This window comes from Hoyosella subflava DQS3-9A1, assembly GCF_000214175.1.
In the GTDB taxonomy this organism is placed as follows: domain Bacteria; phylum Actinomycetota; class Actinomycetes; order Mycobacteriales; family Mycobacteriaceae; genus Hoyosella; species Hoyosella subflava.
Genome location: NC_015564.1, coordinates 2,830,991 through 2,853,070, shown reverse-complemented (window position 1 = coordinate 2,853,070; position 22,080 = coordinate 2,830,991). Strand labels below are relative to the sequence as shown.

Annotated in this window: 14 protein-coding genes and 2 pseudogenes; 6 read left to right on the top strand and 10 right to left on the bottom strand. The window is 62.0% G+C overall.

The window, feature by feature from the left end; translation table 11 throughout:
* Positions 1–4 precede the first annotated feature (4 nt).
* The 4 genes from AS9A_RS13455 to AS9A_RS13440 all read right to left on the bottom strand — a co-directional run bounded on the left by AS9A_RS13455 (position 5) and on the right by AS9A_RS13440 (position 5,417).
* Positions 5–691: an HAD family hydrolase gene (locus tag AS9A_RS13455; protein ID WP_013807595.1), complete on the bottom strand. Its 687-nt coding sequence runs from the start codon at positions 689–691 to the stop codon at positions 5–7.
* On the bottom strand, positions 672–3,047 hold the full coding sequence (locus tag AS9A_RS13450) for a glycoside hydrolase family 65 protein (protein WP_013807594.1): 2,376 nt from the start codon (positions 3,045–3,047) through the stop codon (positions 672–674). The genes AS9A_RS13455 and AS9A_RS13450 overlap by 20 nt, the downstream gene beginning before the upstream one ends.
* A gap of 6 nt (positions 3,048–3,053) precedes the next feature.
* Positions 3,054–4,082, bottom strand: a complete 1,029-nt coding sequence (locus tag AS9A_RS13445) for a carbohydrate kinase family protein (protein WP_013807593.1) — start codon at positions 4,080–4,082, stop codon at positions 3,054–3,056.
* Between the two features lie 171 nt (positions 4,083–4,253).
* A complete protein-coding gene (locus tag AS9A_RS13440; RefSeq protein ID WP_013807592.1) occupies positions 4,254–5,417 on the bottom strand; it encodes an ROK family transcriptional regulator in 1,164 nt (387 codons plus the stop codon).
* Positions 5,418–5,672: 255 nt separating this feature from the next.
* Between AS9A_RS13440 and AS9A_RS13430 the strand changes: the two genes are divergently transcribed.
* The 4 genes from AS9A_RS13430 (at position 5,673) to AS9A_RS24795 (ending at position 10,911) form a co-directional block, all read left to right on the top strand.
* A complete protein-coding gene (locus tag AS9A_RS13430) occupies positions 5,673–7,127 on the top strand; it encodes a sugar porter family MFS transporter (RefSeq protein ID WP_013807590.1) in 1,455 nt (484 codons plus the stop codon).
* 302 nt (positions 7,128–7,429) lie between these two features.
* Complete coding sequence (locus AS9A_RS13425; RefSeq protein WP_013807588.1) at positions 7,430–8,914, top strand: biotin carboxylase; 1,485 nt, start codon at positions 7,430–7,432, stop codon at positions 8,912–8,914.
* On the top strand, positions 8,911–10,071 hold the full coding sequence (locus AS9A_RS13420) for a serine hydrolase domain-containing protein (protein WP_013807587.1): 1,161 nt from the start codon (positions 8,911–8,913) through the stop codon (positions 10,069–10,071). Before AS9A_RS13425 ends, AS9A_RS13420 begins: the two co-directional genes overlap by 4 nt.
* Before the next feature lie 288 nt (positions 10,072–10,359).
* Complete coding sequence (locus AS9A_RS24795; RefSeq protein WP_013807586.1) at positions 10,360–10,911, top strand: hypothetical protein; 552 nt, start codon at positions 10,360–10,362, stop codon at positions 10,909–10,911.
* A 244-nt stretch (positions 10,912–11,155) separates the two neighbouring features.
* Here the strand turns inward: AS9A_RS24795 and putP are convergent, their stop codons facing one another.
* The 3 genes from putP to AS9A_RS13400 all read right to left on the bottom strand — a co-directional run bounded on the left by putP (position 11,156) and on the right by AS9A_RS13400 (position 17,371).
* The gene (putP, locus tag AS9A_RS13410; protein ID WP_013807585.1) at positions 11,156–12,712 is read right to left on the bottom strand and encodes a sodium/proline symporter PutP; all 1,557 of its coding nucleotides are present in this window, start codon (positions 12,710–12,712) and stop codon (positions 11,156–11,158) included.
* Positions 12,709–15,531: an aminotransferase class I/II-fold pyridoxal phosphate-dependent enzyme gene (locus AS9A_RS13405; RefSeq protein WP_013807584.1), complete on the bottom strand. Its 2,823-nt coding sequence runs from the start codon at positions 15,529–15,531 to the stop codon at positions 12,709–12,711. The genes putP and AS9A_RS13405 overlap by 4 nt, the downstream gene beginning before the upstream one ends.
* A gap of 151 nt (positions 15,532–15,682) precedes the next feature.
* On the bottom strand, positions 15,683–17,371 hold the full coding sequence (locus tag AS9A_RS13400; protein WP_013807583.1) for a PucR family transcriptional regulator: 1,689 nt from the start codon (positions 17,369–17,371) through the stop codon (positions 15,683–15,685).
* Between the two features lie 135 nt (positions 17,372–17,506).
* Between AS9A_RS13400 and pruA the strand changes: the two are divergent.
* Positions 17,507–18,679 (top strand): annotated as a pseudogene (gene pruA / locus AS9A_RS13395) (L-glutamate gamma-semialdehyde dehydrogenase); the annotation flags it as partial.
* A 73-nt stretch (positions 18,680–18,752) separates the two neighbouring features.
* Positions 18,753–18,881 (top strand): annotated as a pseudogene (locus AS9A_RS24650) (proline dehydrogenase); the annotation flags it as partial.
* Between the two features lie 98 nt (positions 18,882–18,979).
* Here AS9A_RS24650 and AS9A_RS13390 read toward each other — a convergent pair.
* From AS9A_RS13390 to AS9A_RS13380, 3 genes are all read right to left on the bottom strand, one after another.
* A complete protein-coding gene (locus AS9A_RS13390) occupies positions 18,980–19,891 on the bottom strand; it encodes a deoxyribonuclease IV (RefSeq protein ID WP_013807581.1) in 912 nt (303 codons plus the stop codon).
* Positions 19,892–19,900: 9 nt separating this feature from the next.
* Positions 19,901–21,463, bottom strand: a complete 1,563-nt coding sequence (locus AS9A_RS13385) for an MDR family MFS transporter (protein WP_013807580.1) — start codon at positions 21,461–21,463, stop codon at positions 19,901–19,903.
* An 87-nt stretch (positions 21,464–21,550) separates the two neighbouring features.
* The gene (locus AS9A_RS13380) at positions 21,551–22,006 is read right to left on the bottom strand and encodes a MarR family winged helix-turn-helix transcriptional regulator (protein WP_013807579.1); all 456 of its coding nucleotides are present in this window, start codon (positions 22,004–22,006) and stop codon (positions 21,551–21,553) included.
* Between the last annotated feature and the right edge of the window lie 74 nt (positions 22,007–22,080).

Genomic DNA, 22,080 nt, shown 5'->3' with positions numbered 1-22,080 from the left:
GCGACTACGCCTCGACCAACTCTCCTAGGTCGCCAACAACGATGTCCGCCCCGTGCTGCTGCAGCGTCTCACTCCCGGCTCCGCGGTCCACGCCGACAACCCAGAAGTTCCCGGCTCGCCCCGCCGCAACGCCGGAAACCGCATCTTCGATGATGGCGGTCCGTTCCGGTGCAGCGCCAAGCAGTTTGGCGCCATATTCGTAGGTGTCCGGTGCGGGTTTGCTGGGCAGATCGTGTTCGGCTGCGACCGTCCCGTCGACGACCGTGACGAAGCGATCAAGCAAACCCGCTGCTTCCAGCACCGCGGGCGCGTTGCGGGAGCTGGAGACAACGGCGACGGGTATGCCGTGCTGCTGGATCCAGTCGAGGAACCGCACCGAACCTGGAAACACTTGTACGCCTTCAGCACTGAGCGCCTGCCGGAACGCCGCGTTTTTCCGGGCCCCCAGCTCCGTGACGCTTTCCGCCGGAAGGTCGATGCCGCGTGACGCGAGGAGCGACTGGATTCCCTTCTGCCGCTGCTTACCGTCAAGGTGGGTGTAGTAGTCCGCAACCGAATAGGGCTCGACGCCGCCGTACGAGTCGAGGAACTCGCTCATCACCTGCGCCCAGGCACGTTCATGCACGGCGGCGGTATCAGTGAGTACACCGTCGAGGTCGAACAGAACGGCCTCAGCTTCCAACAGGTGCACGCTCCGGCCTTCCCGACAAGTCCAGTTCCACCGTCTGCGGCGTCCCGGCGGTCAAATGAATCGGCGTGTTGTTCACACTGACGGTTTCAGTCGTGCCGGTGTCACCGTCAAGCTGCAACGTCATGTCGCTGTGCCGTACCGACACACTGAGACGATTGCCCCGCCACCGGAGGCGGAAGCGTATCTCGTCCCACTCTGGCGGCAGCCACGGGCTGAACGCGGGCTGCCCGTTCCGGACGCGGAAACCGCCGAACCCGGCGACGAACGCCTGCCACGTGCCACCGGCAGACGCGGCGTGGATGCCTTCGTGCGTGTTGCCCTGGTTGTCCGCCAGATCAACGAACGCGGATCGCGTGAAGTACTGGACCGCCCGGGTGTGGTCGCCCACCTCAATGCCCATGATGGCGTGAATGGCGGGGCTCAAAGACGATTTGTGGAGGGTACGCGCCTCGTAATAGTCGAAATTGGCACGTTTTGCCTCCTGCGTGAACTGATCGGGGAGGAGATACATCAGCATCACGACATCCGGCTGTTTCAGCAGATCGGTGTCTTCACAGTTGAAGTGGTGGTAGCCCTCGGGGTATCGGGGCATGTTGTTGTCGTCCCACACGGTGATGGGGACGTGTGTGCGGTCGAAGTAGCCGTCGAACTGCTCGATGACGCCTGATTCGTTCGTGCGGGTTGTGGCGATCTGCGGCGCGATCTCCTCCCACCGTTCCACTTCCCGCGCCGTGAGTGTGATCTTTTCTGCGATCGCGGCGAGCGTCGCGGGGTCTTGTGTCTGGAGCTCGCGGTAGATGCGGACAACCTGTTCGAGTTGCCACCGCACCAGCACGTTGGTGAACGCGTTGTTGTCGACGTGGCTGTGGAACTCGTCCGGTCCGATCACCGAGTTGAGTTCGTAGACGCCTTTCGAGCGGTCCCAGGTGAGGCAGTCAGCCCAGTATCGGCTGGTTTCGAACAGGATTTCCGCGCCGAATTCGGCGAGGAAGTCGGCGTCACCCGTGGCGGCGACGTAGGTGAGCACACCGTAGGCGACGTCCGCGGTGATGTGCAGTTCTTCGTCACCCATCCAGAGACGTTCGAGACCGTCAGCGGTCCATTGCGGGCATTCCTCGCGACCGGAATCGGCGGATTCCCACGCGTAGCGCGCTCCTCGGAAGCCGCCCTTACTCGCGAGGATCCGCGCCCCGTCGAGCGTGTGGTAGCGGTACCGCAGCAGCGCCTTGGCCGCGTCGGGCTGGGTGTAGATGAAGAACGGCAGCATCAGTATCTCGGTGTCCCAGAAGATGTGCCCCCGGTACCCTTCGCCGGATAAGGATTTCGCGCCGATGCTGACAGTCGGGTCCTCTTCATTGACGGCGATGAGCAGCTGGTACGCGTTGAACCGCATGGCTTGCGTCGCTGCCGGATCGCCGAGGATTTCGGTGTCGCAGTCTTCCCATTTCCGGTCCCACGCCGCGTGGCTGTCTACCAGGCTTGAGTCGAACCCCGCGGTCCGGTGCTGTGCGAGTGCTTCCTGGCAGGTGTCGTACACGGATGCATCGTCGCGTGACGTCGCAATGGTGACGAACTTGTCGACGCGAATCGTCGAACCGGCGGACGGAGTGAACGTGAGGACCTCGGCGATGCGCGCGTGCTGCTCACGAACAGAGCGGGACTGTGGTGTGACGCTGGTGGTGACGGCGGCACTGTAGCCGATGTCGATCCCGCTCGAAATGGTCTGCATCCCCAGGTGAATTGAATTGTCCGCCGCGGCCCGTGAGGTCTCGGTCAGGTGGTTCGTTTTGGCCCACTTTTCCCATTTGATTTCCGGCGGGAATTTCGTGCCGGGTGGGTAGGCCGGTTTCCGTTCCAGATTGCGGCGGCGCCCTTCGATGGACGATTCGACGACGATCTCTGCGTCATGGTTCACGGCGGTGATCTCGGCGCGCAGCGCACACAACCGCCGGTCGGCCATGCTCGCGAACCGGACCGACTCCAGTGTCGTCTCACGACCCTGCGTGTCGCGGAATGTCGTTGTACGCCCAAGAATTCCGTGCCGAATATCCAGAGCGCGTGTATGCGTGACGACGGTGCACGTGTCCACATCGAGCCGAACTCCGCCGACGGTGATGACGAGGCCAAGCCAGTCGGGCGCGTTGACCAGATCGATGACGGGGGAATCGTGACTGTCGTACACACCGGCGAGGAACGTTCCGGAAAGCTCGCCCTGGTGGCCCTCCTCGAGCGAACCGCGTGTTCCGAGCCGCCCGTTGCCGATGGTGAATACCGTCTCGTAGTAGTTCGCGCGTGCACGGGAGAAGCGTGACTCGGTGATCAGCCAGTCATCTGTGCTGAGGTAGCTGTGCAGCATGGTGCGTCACCGTTCCTGGGACATTGCGGGCGTTCCGGCGGAACCGCCAATGGTGCCGTAGATGCCTTCGATTTGGCGTTTGGTTTCCTCGAGCGACTTGTAGATCGCGAGTTCGGAGCCTGCGCAGCGCTGCGCACCCATCGCGTTGCCGTAACGCGCAGCCTCGATGAAATCACCGTGCTCGAGGTACCCGAACGCCATACCGGCGGCGAACGAGTCGCCGCAGCCAGTGGTGTCGACGACATGCTCGACAGGGATGCGTCCCACGAGTTCTTCACGGAACGACCCGTCACGGTCACGGTAGTACACCACGCATCCTTCCTCGTCGAGGGTGACGCACAGCGCGCGAAGCCCGTGTTCGAGGCAGTGCCGCGCGAAGTGCGGTAGCTCGTCCCGGGACAGCTCTGCACCGATGGAAGGGCCGTCATCCCGTTCCGGGAACCAGCTGCAGCCTGCTTCTTCGAGGTTCATTTTGAGGATGTCGATGTAGGGCAGCCACGTGTCGCGTTCGACCCACAGCCTGTTGAACCGCTCGCCGCCGCGGGTGAGGGTGACGGTGGGGCCGTGCCCGTCGAAGAGGATAACGCCCGCGCTGTGCGTTTTGATGTACGCCAGGGTTGCCGGGCCGACCTCGTAGTCGGTGATGGGCACACACACGAAAGCGTCGGCATCGATGGCGAACTCGACGTCTTCCGGCAGGATCGGCGCCATGAACCCGGTTTGCCGTTCGATGCGGGTGTTCTGGTCGACGTACTCCAGTTCGACGATGTCGCCCTGATTGGTGATCGACCGTACGCCCGTCACATCGACGTTGCCGAAACGTGAGAGGGCTTCTTTGATTGGTGCTTCGTCCTCCCGTCGCACGTGGACGATCGGGCAGATCACGTCGTCCGGTCCCATCAGGGCGGACAGGGCTGCTGCCGTGTAAAGGGTGCAGCCGAACTTCTCGAACACCTCCCCTCGGTGCGTGGTGATCCGGTCGTGCGGGATCGGTCCGAGCACAGCGACTTTGCGTGGCGTGAGGCTTACAGCCATGTGTGTACCTGACTCTCTTACAAGAGGCGCGAAGCTGGGGGAGCGTGGCGATCAACCCCAGAATGTGATGGATGCCACAGTTAACCATGCGGAGACGATGCTGTTCAAGACTTGAACAATATTCGGTGCGATTTGACCGATATAGACGATTCTTAATGCGGAGTGTTGGGTTCAGCTCACGCTGGGAATGTGCTGGAGCGCGAATGCGATCGCCCCCAGCACCTGCGCCTGTGCGCCCAGTTCGGCGGGAACCACCTCAAGACGCTTCGCCGCGGTCGGGATACCGGATCGCTGCACCACACTGCGGATCGGTGCGAGGACAAGTTCTCCCGCACCGCCGAGGTCGCCGCCGATGATGATGCGCTCTGGGTTGAACAGGTTGCACAGGTTCGCTGCAGCCACACCCACTTGGCGGCCGGTGTCGGTGAGGACCCGTGAACAGGCCACATCGCCTTCGCTGGCTTTGCGGATCACGTCGGCGATGGTCAGTGGTCCGCGGCTAGGTTCGAGCAGCTGAACGACTGCGCGCGAGGCGACGAGGGTTTCGAGGCACCCGCGATTCCCGCAACGGCACACCGCACCGAATTCGTCCATGCTGGTGTGCCCGATTTCCCCGGCGGTGCCATCGGGCCCGCGGTAGAGCTCCCCGTTGATGACCAGGCCACATCCGACACCTTGGGAGAGCTTGAGGTAGGCGACATTGACAGCGCCGCGCCCCGCGCCCCACGCGTGCTCAGCCAGGACTCCCAGGTTCGCGTCGTTGTCGACGTAGACAGGGAACCCGACCTTTTCCGACATCGCCTGGTTGGCTTTGATGCCGACCCAGCCGGGCAGGATTGACGGTGCGCCGACGATGCCGGTGCTGCCCTCGATCGGCGCGGGCAGCCCCATCCCCGCGGCGAGGATCGCGGTGCGCTCGTGGCCGGTTTCCGTCACAGCTTCATCAAGAAGCCTGGCCGCGCAATCCATGCTGCTTTCAGCGGAAATGTCGGTGTCGAGTGCGGCTTTCCGGATGGCGAGGATCTGATGTGCCCGGTCCGTGATGGCGACAGTGACGTGGGTGTGGCCGAAGTCGATCCCGGCGACGAGGCCAGCGGAGCCGGACAGCCGCAGAACGCGACGGCGTCCGGTGCCCTCACTTGCAGCGAGCACGCCCTCGCTGGTGAGTTCGCGGGCAATGTTCGACACGGTGGCGGGCGAGAGCCCCGTCTGCCGCGAGATGTCGGCTTGGGTCAGCTCCCCGGTCGACTGCAGGAGGTGGAGCACTCTGCGTCTGTTCGCTTCGCGCAGCGAACTTTGCGATCCGGGCCCTCCGATCCCCGCTGTGTCGTCCATGGGTTCCTCGTGGTCTTCCATTCAGATTCTGAGCGTGACGCTTTCAGTATGGCAGCTGGCACTTTTCGTGCCCGTACGCGCGACTGTGACGAACTGGTTCAGGATATTAACAACCATCCGGGCATATACGGGCATCACTGTTCACTTCTTGACAATGGTTGTGTTCTGGATCACACTCTACGAGGCTGTGGTGAGCGGTGTCGAACGTCAACGCTGGGTTGGCGGCCCGCGCCCCGATGTCATAAGGAGGCTGTAGTGTCGACGACACCAAGCGCGGATCTTGGTCGCGGGCAACCGGACCCCGACGGTCCCCGAACTATCCGAACTGTCATCGTTGCTGCAACAGCTGCCCTTGCCGGGTTCCTGTTCGGCTTCGACACCGCCGTGATTAACGGTGCTGTGAGGGCGATCGGCGAGCAATTCGAAGCATCGTCACTTGTCCTTGGTTTCTCCGTCGCGTCCGCACTGATCGGTTGCGCGATTGGCGCCTGGAACGCAGGGCGGATCGCGGACCGTTACGGCCGTATCCGTGTAATGCTCATCGCCTCATCGCTTTTCGTGATCAGCGCGCTTGGCTGCGGCCTGGCGTTCTCTCTGTATGACTTGGTGCTCTGGAGAGTCGTCGGTGGTCTCGGTGTCGGTGCGGCTTCAGTGATCGCGCCCGCCTACATCGCCGAGATCGCACCCGCACGCCTGCGCGGCAGGCTCGGCTCCCTGCAGCAGATGGCCATCGTCACCGGCATCTTCGTAGCGCTCCTCAGCAACTATGCGCTGGTGTCGTTCTCCGGAGGTGCCTCTAACGTGATGTTCGGTCTGGAGACCTGGCGGTGGATGTTCCTGGCCGAACTCGTGCCCGCACTGCTCTATGGCGTGCTCGCGCTAACCATTCCGGAATCGCCGCGTTTCCTGGTCGCGAAGCAGGACTTCAAACAAGCGGCCGACGTGCTGCGGAGGTTCGTGGGCGGCGACGTCAACGCGAAGATCGAACAAATCCGAAAAACTCTTGTGGGTAAACCGGACCGGCCAAGTTTCAAGATGATCCGCGGCGCCGCAGTGGGTCTTGCGCCGATCGTCTGGGTCGGTATCTTCCTCTCGGTCTTCCAGCAGTTCACCGGCATCAACGTGATCTTCTACTATTCGACAGTCCTCTGGCAGGCAGTTGGATTCACGGAACAGAATGCGCTCGCTATTACCGTGATTACGTCAGTGACCAACATTCTGACGACCATTGCAGCGATCATGCTGATCGATAAGATTGGCCGAAAGCCACTGCTGTTGATTGGTGCGTCGGGGCAGTTCCTATGCCTCGGAACACTTGCGGTGCTCTTCGGGATCGCCCCCGTCGTCGACGGCGTGCCTGAACTCGGTTCGACCGCGCCGATCGCACTGGTTGCCGCGAACCTTTTCGTCGTGTTCTTCGGTATCTCCTGGGGTCCGGTCGTGTGGGTGATGCTCGGCGAAATGTTCGACAACAGGATCCGCGCGATGGCAATTTCTGTCGCCGCCGCCGCGCAATGGGCCGCGAACTTCTTCATCTCCGTGACGTTCCCCGCGCTGGCCGACATTGGGCTCGCCGTCGCGTACGGCTTCTACACCGCGTGCGCATTCCTGGCGATCTTCTTCGTCCTGAAATTTATCCGCGAAACAAAGGGCATCGAACTGGAGGACATGGACAAGCTCGAAGCGACCTACGCGCACTCCAAAGGCTGAGTTGGGACGCGTTGCGGCCAAACCACTCCGCTGCCCGCCCAGCTACGAGCGACAGCTTTCCATGTTGTCGCTCGTAGCCGGGCGAACGGATTATCGCTACGGAAAAGGAGATCAACAAGTGCTCGTGGGAATGGTCGGATTGGAGTGCTGCAGACCGATCTATTCGACGAAACGGCGTGCAGGGAAACGTCCATGCCGAATCGATAATTAGACGTAGCAAACCGCATTCTTCCGTGCCCGCCGGGCCGTCCACCACCCCGGTGGGCACGGATCTCCACACCAGACCCCCGTAAGGACACGCGATGACCACCGCACGCGTCGCGCCGCTCAAAGGCGTTGCCGAGATCCGGCACTACTTCCGCACCAATACAACGCCCGTGTTTTTCTTCGGCGCGACGCCGTTTAACCTTCTGGGTCTTGATCGTTGGGTACGTGCATTCGAGTACGTCACCTATTACGACGGTTTTGATGGGGGGCATGGGCGTGTGTTCACGCCAGTCGATAAGCCCTACATCGAGTTCGAATCCGGTGAAGAGATCAACAATTACCTGTTGCGTCACCCCGAGGTGATCGCGCATATCGCTGCGGTCACCCCTGATGGTGATCGGCCCAAGGTCGCGATGGTGTTCTTCGACGAAGAGACCGAAGAGATTTGCCGCGAACTCGGCTACGACCTGGTTCTCCCGCCCGCTGAACTGCGCGAGCGCCTGGACTCGAAGATCGTGACGACACGTCTCGCGCATGAAGCTGGGGTACCCAGCGTTCCCAACGTGCTGACCACCGTCGAGTCGTGGACTGAGCTGCAGAAGGCTGCGCGTGAAGCGAAGCTCGGCACCAAACTTGTCGTGCAGACCCCGTACGGGGATAGCGGTAAGACGACGTTCTTCATCTCGTCGAAGGTCGATTTTGAGCGGCATAAAGAACAGATCATCGGTGAAGAGATCAAGGTAATGAAGTACATCCGGCATCGTGCTCTCGCGGTGGAGGCGGTGCTGACCCGGCACGGCACGATCGTGGGTCCGTTCATGACGGAATTGACTGGTCACAAAGAGCTGACGCCGTATAAGGGCGGCTGGTGCGGGAACGAAATGTTCCCGGATGTGCTGACACCGCGGTTGCGGGCGACGGCGACGGAGATGGTGAAGAACCTGGGCGAGCGGCTCGTAGTTGAAGGCTATCGAGGCTTCTTCGAGGTCGATATTCTTCTCGACCTTGATGCGGACGCTGTGTACCTAGGCGAACTGAACCCGCGAATCAGCGGCGCTTCCTCGATCACGAATGTCACCGCGGGAGCGTACACGGACGTCCCGCTGTTCCTGTTCCACCTGCTGGAATACATGGGGGTGGAGTATGAGCTCGACACCGCGGAGATCAACGCGCGGTGGGAGCGGCTCGCGTCGGAGGATTTGTGGAGCCAGATGATCATCAAGGAAACCGCTGACGTGGTGGAGACGATTACGGAAGCCCCGGCGACCGGCGATTACGTGCTGAAAAAAGGTGAGCTGGAGTTCAACCGCTCCGCAGCGGACTGGCATCAGATTTACCGCGAAAACGAGTGTTTTTTCCTGCGGATTTACGGGCCGGGGGAGTATCGGTGGAAAGGGGCTGATCTGGGCGTGTTGTTCGTCAAGGGGCGGGTGCAGAAGGGCCGCGGCGGGTCGGGTTATGTGCTGACCGAACGTGCCGTGGAACTGATCGATGCCGTCCGGAAACATTTTGCGGGCGTCGCGGTGACTCCAGGTGCAGAGTCGGCAGCAGTCGCTGCTGGTGTGGCGGGGGTGAAATGACGCACCCGGTAACGCTGGCGAATTGGCAACTTCCACCGAACAATGCACGGACGTTTCATCGGCTCCGTGAGGTCGTGCCCACAGCCCGGGTGGCGGGGTCGCTCACCCCCGCGCCGCTCCCGCCCGGCGCGGGACTGGACCTCGATCTGCCGGTTCCGCTGCATGACGGGCTGACTGGCACCGTGCGCAGTGTGCTGGAGGGCACCAACACGGACGGGTTTATGGTGCTCCACGACGGGCAGGTGCGCGCCGAACTGTACTTCGGTGACTATCACGCGGGTCAGCCGCACATGCTGTTTTCGGTGAGCAAATCTGTGGTCAGTTGCGTGGCCGGAGTGCTCGTCGAGCAGGGTGTGCTCAGCCCCAAATCGCTGGTCACCGAATACGTCCCGGAGTTGGCTGGTTCCGGGTATGACGGCGCCACCGTGCGCGACATCCTCGATATGCGTTCGGGGGTTGTGTTCTCCGAGAACTATCTTGACCCAAGCGCAGAGGTGCGGCTACTCGAGCAAGTAATTGGATGGGCGCCGCGCACCGACCCGTCGTTGTCGGCCTCGATGTACGAGTATCTGACGACGCTGCGTGCATCGCGCCCGCACGGCGGAGTGTTCGAATACCGGTCGTGCGAGACGAACGTGCTCGGATGGGTATGTGAACGCGCGGCCGGGGAACGGATGCCGGAGTTGATCTCGCGGGTGTTGTGGTCACGGTTCGCCGGAACCGACATGGACGCTGGGGTGGATCTAGCGGGGGCGGTCATGCATGACGGTGGACTGGCCGCGACGCTGCGCGACACGGCCCGGTTCGGGGAGCTTCTGTTGCGCGGCGGGCAGATCGCGGGTGAGCAGCTCGTACCTGGCTGGTGGATCGAGGACGCGCTGACCGGCGCTCCTGATTCCCGCGACGTGTTCGCGGCCTCACCCACGGATACGCGCCTGCCAGGCGGAATGTATCGCAACCAGTTCTGGGTGCCCTATCCCGACCGGCGGGTCCTGCTATGCCTCGGCATTCACGGGCAGATGATCTTCATCGACTACGACCACAACACCGTCGTGGTGAAACTGTCCGCCTGGCCCTACCCGCAAGACGCCGCGATGCTGCTCAACACCCTGTCCGCAGCCAGCACGATCGGGCCCGCGCTCCAGACAGGGAGCTAGCCCGCAGCACACGTGCCGAGAAGCGCACGCTCCGGTTCACGGATCGGGGTGCGTTTCTCGGCACGTGTGCTGTCTCCGGAGTAAGTCCCGAAGGTCGCGGATGAGGCAAGTCAGACCATATCCAAGCCTGCCGACGGCGACTAACATTGGGTTCGCAGTACAAATCAGCGGGCGGTCGGTGGCTACTCAAGGTTGGCGAGCCGTAGTTGCCGCACCTCGAACATGCCGAGGTTAACCATGAATCGCAGGCGTCATTTTAGGCTTCGAGGTCGAGTTGTCGGAACAGCCGTGGCGGTCAGCGTCGCGTCGCTGGCCATGAGCGGTGTCGGCAGCATAGCGGCCGCGTCGCCCCTAACTTGGCTCGACTCCACACCGATCACTATCACCGGGATCGATACCGGCTCATCCTCACCGCTGACTGGTGGTGATTCCCTTCGCCTCCCAGTGAACGTGCCGAGGCTCTTTGGCGACGGAGCCCATGGTGGCCCGTGCGAGAACGGGCATCCCGGTGGCCTGATCCAAGGCAACGGCGGCAACGGCGGACACTGTGCCGAGGGGCATGGTGGTCACGGCGGAACGGGCGGCGCGCTCGTCGGCCACGGTGGGCATGGAGGCAACGGCGGCGCGGGATTCGCAGGCGGTCACGGCGGATCGGCTGGCCTGTTGTTCGGCAACGGCGGCAACGGAGGCAACGGTGGAGCCGGAGGCGTCGGTGGCGAAGGCGGTACTGGCGGTCAATTGATCGGCACTAGTGGGACTGGCGGGGTAGGCGCAACTGGACCCGCAGGTGAAGGCAACATGGGGAGCGGCAATACCGGTTACGACGGCGCTGGCGGCTAAGCCTGGGCCGAACGAGCCGAGGTCGTCAGGAAGTTGCAGGTAGGGCGTCCACGTGCCCGTCGGTTATGAGAGGTGGCGCGTATGGTCGAGCGCGACCCGGCCGCCGACCTCTGCAGTGCCTCCGCAGCCAGCACGATCGGGCCCGCGCTCCAGAGAGGGAGCTAGCCCGCAGCACACGTGCCGAGAAGCGCACGCTCCGGTTCACGGATCGGGGTGCGTTTCTCGGCACGTGTGCTGTCCGGAGTCAGTCCTGAACAGTGGCAGCCGTTCCGCGGGTATTCGTCCTGCGAGAAGGTAAATCGCGCATTGCCGTTTCCATTTCGGAGAATTCGCGATCGATGCCTTCGTCACTGCGGGCCGTGGCAAGTGACACCACGATGGCGACGACAGCACACGCGATAAACCCAGGAACAATCTCGTACATTGCGCTGGCGAGCGCTTCGGTCTGGCCCCAGATGCCCACTACGACAGCGCCGCTGATCATGCCTGCGATCGCACCCTTGGACGTCAGTTTGCGCCAGAAGAGCGACAGGATGATGATCGGGCCGAACGCGGCACCGAAGCCCGCCCAGGCGAATCCAACAAGGTCGAGAATCGTGCCCCGCGGGTTTAGTGCGATCAGAATCGCGACAACCGCGACCGTCAGCACGCCGAGCCGCCCGTACATCACGAGTTTCTTCGGGCTGGCCTTCTTGCCGAACGCATGATAGATGTCTTCGACCAGTGCGGATGAGCAGACGATCAGCTGCGATGAAATGGTCGACATGATGGCGGCAAGCACAGCGGCGAGCACAAGTCCGGCCACGAAGGGGTGGAACATGATCTGCGAGAGCCGCAGGAACACGGTTTCCGGATTGTCCAGTGTGACGCCAGCGTTGAAGAAGTAAGCCAGCCCGGCGAAACCGGTGACGATTGCGCCGAGGGAGCTGAGCACCATCCAGCTGATTCCGATTCGGCGACCTGCCTTCGCATCGGCCGCAGACCGCAATGCCATGAACCGGACGATGATGTGCGGCTGTCCGAAGTAGCCGAGTCCCCACGCGGCCGCAGACAGAATAGCCAATATGCTGCCGCCGAAGAACAGTGAGGTGCGGTGGAGTTCGTCGTCAGGATTGGCGAGATTGTGAGCCAAGTCTGCAGCGTTAATCGCGTTCATAACCTCGCCCGGACCACCCACGGCGATGATAGTGACGGTGGGAACCACGATGAGCGTGGCGAACATTAATAGTCCCTGTGCGACGTCGGTGAGCGTTGCGCCGAGGAATCCCCCGAACAGTGTGTAGCTGAGGGTGACTCCGGCTACAAGGAGCATTCCTAGCATGTAGGTCGAGCCGAATGTGGATTCGAAGAACACTCCGCCCGCGACCATCCCGGAAGAGACGTAGAAGGTGAAGAAGACGAGAATGATCAATCCAGCCACGATCCGGAGAACATGGGAATGGTCACGAAGGCGGTTCTCGAAGAAGCTGGGGACGGTGATCGAGTTGTTGGAAATCGCCGTGTACGAGCGCAGTCGAGGGGCGACGAAGCGCCAGTTGAGGTACGCGCCGATCACAAGACCGATGACAATCCAGGTTTCCCCGAGTCCTGCGGCGTAGATGGCACCCGGGACGCCGAGGAGCAGCCAGCCCGACATGTCGGAGGCGCCGGCCGACAGTGCGGCGACACCGGGATGGAGCTTCCGGCCACCTAGCATGTAGTCGTCGAGGTCGCTTGTCTGGCGGTAGGCGTAATACCCAATCGCGATCATCGCGGCGAAGTAAATTCCGATCGCCACCATTTGAAACGTTGAGGCGGTCATGACTGTCCTTTCATGCCCTGGATTGTGGCCCTGCGGATGTTAGGAGGTTCCCCACCAGGGGGAGCACCGTGCTGGGCGAGCACGGCCATGTCACGACGCATCGTTGCGTATCTCACGAGAGCGTCCTGTGTGAAGACGGACAATCCGAGGTCCCGGTTGTAACCGTGGATTTCTTTGACGTCGAGCTGGGCGAGGAAGTAGAGAATCTCCTTCGACACCACCTGGCCGGGAACGAGAATGGGAAAGCCAGGGGGGTACGGCACCACGAAAGTTGTGGAGACGAGGGGAATGCCCTCGGCAATGCGGCGAGCGGCCGCACCGAGAAGCAGGTACTCCTTGTCGTTCTCCTCATAACCGGCGTAGAAGGCGGAGCGCATGTCGCCGTGGTCGCTCACTCCGTCAGGCCGGAATGCGCTGTCGAACTCGCTGAAGTCCGGCAGCGGCGGCAGGTCTTCGGTGATCTCCTGAATCTGGCGTTGCTGCAAAGCCAGATCCGCTTTGCTGGACGCTGCCACCGCGCGGTCGAGGCTGATAGCGACACGGCGCAAAGCGTCGAGCAGGTAGTGCACGCTCGACCAGGTAACTCCGATCGTGAAGATCAAAAGCACACTATTAATGGAGGTTTTGTTGATCTGGATACCGAAGCGCTCCATAAGCACCTTCTCGCGGAAATCGTATCCATTCATACCGGTGCTGCCGATGTAGAGCGTGACGCGGGTGGGGTCGAGGACAAACTCGTCTGATCGCCACGCCTCATTCCACCCCTCCAGTATCCCGTCGCTGTCCTGGCGGTAGGCACTGACTCGCGAGGGCCGGAAACCTTCGGGGACGAGGTCAGACTCTTCGAGTATACGAAACCACTTGCTGATCAGGTGGTCTTTTTGCACACGCTGACGGAAAGCGAGCGCCATGTTGTAGGCCGACCGCACCATCTGGAAGCCCTCGATGTCGACTTGGCGGCGAGCAAGGTCAAGTGAGGCGAGCAGCTGCTGGTTCGGTGAGGTTGAGGTGTGAGTCAAAAACGCTTCACCGAATGAGTCCCGTGCATTTGCGTTGAAGTTCTCGTCCCGGATGTGAATCATCGACGCCTGGCGCAGCGCGGACAGTGACTTGTGGGTCGAGTGGGTGGCGTAGACCCGCACCCGTGCCCGTTGGGGATCGGGGAAAAGCCTCCGTTCGGACCACTCGGAGCGGTCGGTCCCCTCCATTTCGGCGGCCCAGCGTTCGTACTCCTCGGCGTAAGCCGGAGACGACAGCATGGTTTCGAGCTGCTCGGCGGCAGCCATCGCGGTGCGCTGACGGGCCCATGGCACTGCGGTGGCGAATGCGTACCAAGCCTCGTCCCACAAGAAACAGATATCGGGCTTGATGGCTAACACTTCCTCCATCACCCGACGAGGGTTATAGACAATGCCATCGAAAGTGCAGTTGGTCAGCGAGAGCATGCGCACCCGGTGCAGCTGTCCCGCAGCTTCGAGGTCGAGGAGCGCCTTCTTGATCGTGCGCAGAGAGACAGCTCCGTAGATGGCATAAGGTTCAAGAGGGTACGCATCGAGATACATCGGATTCGCGCCAGCCAGGACGAGCCCGTAGTGGTGAGACTTGTGGCAGTTCCGGTCGATGAGAACGATGTCGCCGGGACGCGTCAGCGTCTGCACGACAATCTTGTTTGCCGTCGACGTGCCATTCGTGGCGAAATACGTTCGGTGGGCACCCCATGTGATGGCCGCCTTGTCCATTGCTTCCCGAATCGTGCCATGCGGGTCGAGCAATGAGTCGAGTCCTCCGGATGTCGATGATGTCTCCGCCATGAAGATGTTGCGGCCGTAGAACTCACCCATGTCGTGCAGGGACTTCGAGTTGAAAATACTCGATCCGCGCGCCACCGGAAGTGCGTGGAACTGGCCGATGGGCGCGGCCGCGTATTCGCGTAAAGCATCGAAAAATGGGGTCGAGAAACGTTTGCGGATTCCCGCCAGGATCGTGCTGTTCAAGTCGGTGGCGTCATTGAGCCGATAGAACGTGCGCTCGTAGATGTCGGGCTCTTCTTCTGTCACTGCGGCAATCGACTGGTCAGTGAGCAGGTAGAGGTCAATGTGGGGGCGCAGTTCGCGTATCCACTCGCCGCATTCAACCCAGTCGTGCGTGCGGTCGGTGGCAACGGCGTGTTCGCTCACTCCCAGCAGGTTGGTCATCAGGGGTAGGCGCTCCTGCGAGCGCAGAGGCAGATCGTGACGGATGATCGCGGCCTGGATCTCACCATTGAGCGCTACTGCACAGATCGCGTCTTCTACGCTGGAGACCACGAGCAGTTCGAACTGCACATCATCGGACGGATTACGCAGGGCGCGAAGGCTTTCAGCCAGACCCTCCGATGCGGTTGACGGTGAATCATCGGCGAGCAGCACAGTGTAGAACTGCTGGTGCTTTGCGCGTGCCACGAGTTCCTGATCAGGCAGCGGAATTGAGCTGTCGAACAGTGCGGTGCGGTCGCCGTACTCCGAGAGCAGCCGAACAGTCAGCGACACCTGTTCTGCGAGCCGTTCCGTCTCCATGCCGTCGAGTTGCCGGCGGAATTCGGCGAGGTTCGCTGCACCTGGGTAGAGCCAGTAACGCTCGTAAGCACCGAGGCGGTCAAGCAGGCGACGCACCCGCGCATGTTCGTGCTGCGTGGCGAGCCCTCCTTGGTGCACCGCGGCGAGTTGACGGCAGGCGTCATCGAGCTGGTTCCACGTGTCTTCGCGCTGGTACGAGGGATTTGCCACGGCGGCGAGTGCAGAGACCCGCAGTCGGCGCGGCCGCCAGGTTGTTCGATTCATGCTTCTTCTGCGTCCCTTACTGAAGCCTGTTGATGGCGACGAGGCCGTGCTAACTGTGTGAACCAGTTAACAGGGGGCGGGGCGCGAAGTATTGAGCGTATCGTTCGAAATGTGTGCGGGGATTTTGTCCTACTGGACAAGTCCGGTCGAGCTAGTCGACCTTCCCTTGCTGTCGTAACAGCGCAAGTTGCAGTTCGAAGAGCAGACGGTCAGCGGCGTCGGTTAGGTCGATGCCGGCGATATCCTCAAGTCTGCGGAGCCGGTAACGCAGGGTATTCGGGTGCACTTGAAGGGTTTTCGCTGCGCTGCGGACCTCGCCATGCGCGGCGAGGTAGGCCACCGCGCTCTCACACAAGGCCGACGCATGTTTAGCGTCGTAATCAAGAAGCGCCCCCAGTCGTGGGTCGCGCAGGCTTGGTTGTTGAGCAATGAGATCAAGTATCTCGCCAAGTAACACCGCTGTTCGCGATTGGGCAAGGGTGGTGACCCGCAATTCGGGGAATGCATCAGCGGTTGCGTTCAGCACGCGGTCGACTTCCTGACGTGCTTGGGCCGCGTGCGCAATGCTCGGGATAGGGATCGCGATCGCGGCGCGCAGAGTGATAGAGCGCTTCGCTTCGAACTGCTCTACTACCTGCCTGGTCCACGCGGAAACGCTGGAAACTGATTGGTAGCCAGGGAACAGCACATACGCACGGTCTCCGATGATGGCAGCGACGGAATCGTGGCGAAAGGAACTCGCGTGCAACTGGAGCATTGTGTTCAGGCGGGGGACCTCTGTCGCCGGGATCGTGGCGCCGCTACCGGTGAGAGCGAATCCAATGACGGCCGCAGGACCTGTCATCGGAAGATTGAGGGCGCTCGCAAGGGTGGCGATATCGTCGCCACCTCCGCGTGCGGCGAACAACCGCTGGATTAGTCGCTCCTCGTTCGAAGGCGCGCTCAGAATCTGCGAAATGACCCGGCCAGCGATTACGGCTGCGCCGCGCAGCACATCGGGTGCTTCGGGAGCGAAGGGAGTGTTGCCTCGCTGAACCCAGATCGTCCCGGCTAGGGCACCTGGCGCCGATCTGTCCTCTGAAGTCCGCCGGATACCGATGACGAGGCGGGGCTGAATGCCAAGTTTGTCGTAGGCGGGCACTTCAATGACGTCGTCGTATTTGCGGAGCCGACCGAAAACGTCCAGCTCCTGCAGTGTCTGGAGGTAATCGCGAGGGCATTCCCTTTCAAGAATTGAGAGAGTACGAACCTGATCTGCGACGTCACTTGTGGGGGAGTAAGCCAGGACGTGCGATTGGGCGTCCTCGATCGACACAATACCGCCGGTGTGGTGCGCGATATCCAGGGCTAGATCGAACAGGTCGCCGGGATTAGCCAGCGTATCTTCGGGTGCGGTCACGTGGCTATGGGGCCTGTCGAGAATTCTCTCGATGAGCGGGAACACCTGATCCCACCGGGCTTTCGGATGGACGGCGATGAGGGCGACACCAGCTATGCGGGCGGCGGTCTGAAGATCGCTCGATTTCGTGGCTGCCTTGGACATGACGGCCTTCGGGCGGATTTCGGGACGCTGGCGGGAGACCCTCGCGAGCCAGCGCACCGCGTCGCGTGCGTTGACACCCACGTGGAGATACAAATCCGGCATCGGGGAATTCGGATCGATCTCCTCCGATAGGTCATCGCTCTCGACTAATGCCGCGGAGGAGATCATCACCGCGTCGCCGACCGGCGCGTCAACCAGTTCAGCTAGTCCAAGATCAAAGGCACTGAGGAGCTCTCGCAGAGTGACAGGCTCACCGACGTAGGCCGCGCTCGAATGGCTTCGCTGTGTATTCGGCACGAGGCCGCCTCCTAAGTGGGCCGCATGTCTGATTGGCCAACTGTACAACTTCTCGTTTCAAAGTTCGTTTGTCTGACCGATCAATCGCGTTCCCGACTCCGATTGACTGCTTGTACCCGAAGTGTTGCCCTCACCATCGAGGACCAGCCAATCTCGTCACCTGGCGTATGGAACCGATTCGAGTATCGGTCCCTCGAAGGGTTCGTCTACGCGGTCACCCCTTTCAACTTCACTGCCATCGCCGGAAACCTGCCCACCGCCCCCGCCCTGATGGGTAACACTGTGGTGTGGAAGCCATCTCCCACTCAGGCGGTCGCGGCCTACTGGACGATGAAGCTCCTCGAGGCCGCTGGTCTTCCCCCGGGCGTCATCAACCTCGTAAATGGCAACGGCCCTGAGGTATCTGACGTCGTACTGAACGACCCTCGGCTGGCTGGAATCCACTTCACCGGATCGACAGCGACGTTCCAGCACCTTTGGCGCGAGGTCGCGAACAACATCGGTGGCTACAACTCGTATCCCCGGCTTGTTGGTGAAACTGGCGGTAAGGACTTCATCACGGCCCACAGCTCCGCCAACCCCGACATCCTCACCACCGCCCTCATCCGTGGTGCCTTCGACTACCAGGGCCAGAAGTGCTCCGCGGCATCGCGCGCCTTCGTCCCAGCCTCCGTCTGGGCGAAAATGGGCAACGACTTCATCGACAAAGTTTCAGCGCTGAAATACGGTGACGTCACCGACTTCTCCAACTTCGGCGGCGCGGTCATCGATCAGCGTTCCTTCGACAAGAACGCCGCCGCCATCGAGCGTGCGAAAGCCACCACAGGTCTCACAATCGCCGCGGGCGGGCACGCCGACGACAGCGAAGGCTACTTTGTCGAACCCACCGTGGTACTCGGAGACGACCCTGCCGACGAAATCTTCCGCACCGAATACTTCGGCCCCATTCTCGCCGTGCATGTGTACGACGACTCGGCGCCCGGATCGTTCGACAACATCCTCAACGTCGTGGACGCGGGATCGAAGTATGGGCTGACCGGATCGATCATTTCCGATGACCGCGGCGCAATCGCCAAGGCCACCGACGGATTGCGTTTCGCCGCCGGAAACTTCTACATCAACGACAAGTGCACTGGCGCGGTCGTTGGTCAGCAGCCATTCGGCGGTGCTCGCGCCTCGGGCACAAACGACAAGGCTGGGTCACTGCAGAACCTGCTGCGCTGGACGTCCGCGCGCACAATCAAAGAGACGTTCGTTCCGCCCACGCACCACCTGTACCCGCATCAGCTCGATTCCCAGGAGATCTAATGGGGTTCGCCGGATTACTCCGGCCCGTCCTGCTCGCTGCCTCCCGCTCTACGCGGATGGAGCGTGGCATGGGCAAGATGCGTACGGTATCCGCGATGCTGAGCAACTGCGCTTGGTCGGTGATGGCGAGCACGTACGGGTGTACTCGCCGTACGGGGAGCAGTGGTGCGGCTACTTCATGCGCCGACTCGCGGAGCGCTAGCCCACAGCACGTGCCGAGAAGCGCACGCTCCGGTTCACGGATCGGGGTGCGTTTCCCCGCACGTGTGGATGACTTCGTTAACTGGGTCTGATAAAGCGTTAACTAGGGGCGCATGCACCCCCGTGATCGCGACACCGAGTACGGCACTCTTCGGCCTCTCGTAACTCGCGCAACAGTGCCGTGCTTGGGTCACCCGGTGTGCGCGAACCTGGGGTCTCAAGAATGAACGGAACACCGTCCAGCGCGGGGTGGGCGAACAGTTCGCTGAACGCGCCGGTCCCGATGTGTCCTTCACCGATCTTCTGGTGGCGGTCTCTGCGCGCGCCTCGAACGTCCATCGAGTCGTTCGCGTGGATAAGTTGCAGGCGCTCAGCCCCACCGATCTCGATGACCCGGTCAAGGGTGCGAGTGGCGCCACCGGGTTCGTCGAGGGGCTCGCCAGCAGCGAAGAAGTGGCAGGTGTCGAAGCAGATCCCAGCGCGTGGATGGTGATCGAGCGCATCGAGATAGGGTTCTAGCTCGTCCGCGCGGGAACAGAGACTTTGCCCTTGTCCGGCCGTGGGTTCGAGCAGCAGCGATGGCCCGTGGTCTCCGAGTGCGTCGAGCATTGGCATGAGGCCAGCGCGAACCTGCCGCATTGCCGCATCGTAGAGTCCGGGGTTCACCGAGGAACCGGTGTGTACGACGACGCCCTCAGCGCCGATCTGCACCGCGCGCTTCACGTTGTGCGCGACGAGCGCAACCGACCGCTCATAGGTCGCGGGATCAGGCGAACCGAGATTCACTAGGTACGGCGTGTGAATGAAAACGCGCATGCCCGCTTCGGCGCATACCTGGCGGAAGTGGGCATCGCCGCTGGGGTCTCCGTCGGTGAGCGCCCAGCCGCGCGGGTTACCGCAAAACACCTGGATCGTCTCGGCGCCGACTTTCAGCGCGTTCTGGTATGCGCCGGCCGTGAGGCCTTTGCCTACGAGGACGTGCGTCCCAATGGGGTTTCGTGCGTCTACCATGCCTTATCCCTAAACGGGCACCACCTCTGGCTCACGCTGCTCGCGCAGCTCTTCTCGAAGCTGCTCATCTCCGGTCTGGGTGCGCAGCACGGTTTCCCGGATGAACCCGATCGCAATGAGACTGCCCAGTGCGAGCACTGCCGAAATGAGGAAGATCCTGGCCGTACCGTCACCGTAGGCTGCGCGAACGACTTCGGCGATGGGTTCGGGGAGTTCGTTGAGACTTCCGATTCCGGCGTTGACACCGGCGGGAAGGTCGATTCCGAGTGCGCGCAGACCGGAGTCGGTCAGGTTGACGATGTGGGTGGAGAGCACAGCGCCGAGAACCGAGACGCCCGCGGCGCCACCGAGTGACCGGAAGAACGTGACGGTCGCACTGGCCGCGCCGAGATCTCTGGGGTTCACGGTGTTCTGGACCGCGAGCACCAGGTTTTGCATCGTCATTCCCATGCCGATGCCGAGGATGAATAGGTACACCCCGGCGAGGCGGATGTCGGTGGTGTGATCGAGAGTGGAGAGCAGCATGAACCCGACGGTCATTGTGGCGGCGCCCGTTACGAGGTATCGCTTCCATTTTCCGGTCCGTGTGATGAGCTGACCGGAAATGATCGCCGAGATCATCGAGCCGACCATCATCGGCATGGTGAGCAGCCCGGCAGTTGTGGGGGAGTATCCGCGCGCGATCTGGAAGTACTGCCCGAGGAAGACTGACGCGCCGAACAACGCGATACCCACGGCGATGCTGGCGAGCGTCGCGAGTGTGATGGTGCGCTCACGGAATACGCGCAGCGGGATGATCGGGTCGGGGCTCCGCATCTCCACAACCAGGGCGAGGGCGAGGACGACAACGCCTGCCGCGGCCAGAGCGTATGAGGTCGTTGAGCCCCACGCGAATTGTTTACCGGCGAGCGTCACCCAGATGAGGAGTGCGGAGACGCCAGCGGCGATGAGGGCGGCCCCCAGGTAGTCCACGTGCGTGTCAGGTTTGCGGATGACGGGCAGGTTGAGGGTGCGCTGCACGACTACCACCGCGATCAGGGCGAGTGGCACACCGAGGAAGAACGTCCAGCGCCAGCCGAGCCACGGGGTGTCGACGACGATGCCGCCGATGAGCGGCCCCGAGATTGTCGCGACTGACATCACGACCGCCATGGGGCCCTGGTAGCGGCCGCGTTCGCGTGGGCTGAACATCGCTGCGATGACGATGATGGCGAGTGCCTGGATCCCCCCGAGGCCCAGGCCCTGGACCGCGCGGGCACCAATGAGTTGAGGAACAGTCTGGGAAAGTCCGGCGAGAACAGATCCGAGAGTGAAGATGACGAGGGACAGCTGGACGAGCAGTTTCTTGCTGGTGCGGTCGGCGAGCTTGCCCCAGATCGGTGTGGTGGCGGTTGCTGCGAGCAGAGTGGCGACGACGATCCAGGTGTACTGGTCCTGACTACCGTGCAGGTCGCGGATGATGGTCGGGAGAGCGTTCGAGACGATCGTCGATGACAGGAAAGCGACGAACATGCCGAGCATGATTGCGGCGAAGGCTTCGAGGCGCTCTCGATGCGTCATGGTTGGTGCCATTGGTGTCCTTAGAGCAGATCAACCTCGGTAAGGTTGCATGTATCAACTATATTTCTCTAAGGATATCCAGAAAGTTGTTGGTTGCAACTATTCTTCGGGGTGCGATGCGTCACGCACCGAACGGCTCAGCAGCTCGGTCAGGTGCTCGATGTCGTCGACGGGCCAGTTCGCGAATCTCGCGCGCCAGCGCTCGGCGTTGCGCTCTCGCTGCCTGTCGAACAATCGGAGCCCCTCCGAAGTGAGGGTGACGAGACGGGCACGCGAATCCCGCGGATCCGCCATCCGCTCAACGAGTCCGAGCCGCTCCAGCGCCGCGATCTGCCGTGACAGAGTCGACTTTTCCACACCAAGTTCGGCGAGCAGTTCCGCCGTCGGTACCGCCTCGGATGCGCGGAGGATCGCCATCAACTGGTAACCGGAAAGCTCGAGCCGCGGATGGACCTCACGCGCGCTGTGCCGCATGTCCGCCCGGGTGCGGCGCCATAACCGGATGAACTCCTGCCGGAGCGCCTCGATCGGATCGTCTCCAGAGTGTGCTTCCACGGCAGTTACGCCCCCTTGCATCGCGTGGCTCTATAGACCCTTTTTGCGACCATGTGTAAAACGTACAGTCTCAC

Excerpts from the sequence above, each read along its gene's own strand:
- AS9A_RS13450 (WP_013807594.1), bottom strand. The coding sequence starts at position 3,047 with ATGCTGCACAGCTACCTCAGCACAGATGACTGGCTGATCACCGAGTCA.
- AS9A_RS13445 (WP_013807593.1), bottom strand. The coding sequence starts at position 4,082 with ATGGCTGTAAGCCTCACGCCACGCAAAGTCGCTGTGCTCGGACCGATC.
- AS9A_RS13440 (WP_013807592.1), bottom strand. The coding sequence starts at position 5,417 with ATGGACGACACAGCGGGGATCGGAGGGCCCGGATCGCAAAGTTCGCTG.
- AS9A_RS13425 (WP_013807588.1), top strand. The coding sequence starts at position 7,430 with ATGACCACCGCACGCGTCGCGCCGCTCAAAGGCGTTGCCGAGATCCGG.
- AS9A_RS13420 (WP_013807587.1), top strand. The coding sequence starts at position 8,911 with ATGACGCACCCGGTAACGCTGGCGAATTGGCAACTTCCACCGAACAAT.
- putP (WP_013807585.1), bottom strand. The coding sequence starts at position 12,712 with ATGACCGCCTCAACGTTTCAAATGGTGGCGATCGGAATTTACTTCGCC.
- AS9A_RS13405 (WP_013807584.1), bottom strand. The coding sequence starts at position 15,531 with ATGAATCGAACAACCTGGCGGCCGCGCCGACTGCGGGTCTCTGCACTC.
- AS9A_RS13390 (WP_013807581.1), bottom strand. The coding sequence starts at position 19,891 with ATGGTAGACGCACGAAACCCCATTGGGACGCACGTCCTCGTAGGCAAA.
- AS9A_RS13385 (WP_013807580.1), bottom strand. The coding sequence starts at position 21,463 with ATGGCACCAACCATGACGCATCGAGAGCGCCTCGAAGCCTTCGCCGCA.